Below are 2,041 nucleotides of genomic sequence, written 5' to 3' on the forward strand. Positions count from 1 at the left end.
ATGCAGGTAAAGACCTCTGCCTAACAACTGAGAACGACAACATTCAGTTTGTGATTAAAAATAATCAGTTTATTGATGTTAAAAACAATGTTTCGCTCAGCACTCAAAACCGCGATATCAACATGCAAAGTGCAGGTAGCCAAGCATGGCAAGGAAAAAACACCCTTATTGAATCTCGTCAAGCACTGTCTATGGTCAGTGGTCGCGCAGTTAAAACCTTTGCGCAAAGCGATATTCAGCTTAAAACCAACTCAAGTGACTTAACTATTTCGGCCCCCAATGGCTCAACATTTTTGCAAACTAACCAGTCAATCGCGATTACAGGCTCAGGCCGTGGTGATTTAATTCTCCATAACGAAGGCGGCGAAATTAAACTCGATAGTCAAGGAAATGTTGAGATTATTGCCACCGATGTACTCACCCTCGATGGCACATTTATAAATTTTGATGGCCCCGTTGATTACGATATTGAAAGCCCAAGTACAGCGCGTGCACAAAGCCTTAATGTGAGTCGTGCGCCTGCTATTTCATCATTTGATTTGGCTGATAGCTCACTCGATTCTACTACACTATGCACACTAGACTTAAGCTATTGCTACCTAGATGGCAGTGCTGAAGACAATATTCGTTACTCGCTTATCGATAGCCTTGGCCATGAGCACACCGGCTCACTCAGTAATGGCAAAGCGCAACTGGCCAACGTGCCGCAAGGTCAAAGTCAGGTTCGTTTTATTGCTTCATCTGATGACGACGAACAGCGTTTAGTTGCACTGCGTAATGAGTTTAAGCAGACCCTAGAAGCGATGCTAAATGAAGTTCGACAAAAAGCGGCCATTGAAGATGCCTTGTTTGAACAAGAAAGTCTATTTAACCAATACATGATAGAGCTAGGTGCAAATGCCACTGGTTTTTATCAAGGGGCAAAGTCACTTATTGAGGGCGTAGCAGACCTGATTGTACTCGGTATTGATATTAATATAAGTGTGTACTCTGCTTGCTTTAGAATTATAGAAGCCATTGCTCGCGGTGATAAAGAAGCCGTTAAATATGAGCTAGAAACAATTATTTCTTTCTCACAAAAATCAGCCCAATCACTTACTCAAGCATGTGAGTTACTTTACATTCTACTTGATGATGAACAAACCCGCTTGGCGCTAGCGCGTTTCCCTTACGAGTATATTGATGCCCACTCACACGTAGAGCAAGAACGATTAACGGGTATTTTGGCATTTGAGGTCGTATTAGCACTGCTCACAGGTGGCGTGGGTGCGGCCGCTTCACTGGCAAGTAAATCAAGGTATTTAGCAAAAGCAAATAAAGCACTGACTCAGATTGCCGAGATTGTAAAACGCAAGCAGCTAAATAAACAGTTATCACACGCTGTGACGGCTGAACATCCAACTGTTTCAGCCAAAATAACCAAACCAGATACACAGTTACAGCCAAGTAAAAACCACGCTGTGGCGACGCATGTGTCAGCAAAAGACCATGCTGAATATTTATTACTCACTGAATTATCTGACGATATTCGCGGCAATTACCGCGCATATACCAACAGTGAAGGTAAAGTCATTATTAGCCGCCTTGATGGCAAAAAGCCCCCTAAATTACGTTACGAAAATGGTAATTTAGTGCCCGTGTCGGACCAAATAAATGTGTTTAACAAAATAGCGCAAAAATTAAAGATAAATCATGCTAATTTAAGTGACAACGTTAAACAGCGACTCAAACAGTTTGAAGCAGCACGAAATCAAGCTGTCGCCAAGCGTGATGCCGCACTCCTTGCCGGAAACGCCACTGCATTAAAAGAAGCGCAAAGTGCCATGCGCTTAGCCAGTGAAGCACTGGGTGAAGAAGCCGCACGCATTTATGTGAAACAAAATTATCCAGATGCCACACCATTGGCAAGCAAACTCCCAGGTAAAGGCAAACAAGGCCAATTTGACCAAGTGTATGCAACAGAAGACGGTAAAGTATTAATTATCGAAGCCAAAGGCGGTAATGCCAGTTGGGGTAGCCGGAGTGCTGGTAAAGATAGAGC

At 43.2% G+C, this 2,041-nt stretch carries 1 pseudogene; it reads left to right on the forward strand.

The features are described 5' to 3' along the window. A pseudogene (locus tag JIG37_RS01810) lies at positions 1-2,041 on the forward strand (type IV secretion protein Rhs); the annotation flags it as partial.

The organism is Pseudoalteromonas sp. bablab_jr010 (assembly GCF_016464105.1).
Lineage (GTDB): Bacteria > Pseudomonadota > Gammaproteobacteria > Enterobacterales > Alteromonadaceae > Pseudoalteromonas > Pseudoalteromonas simplex.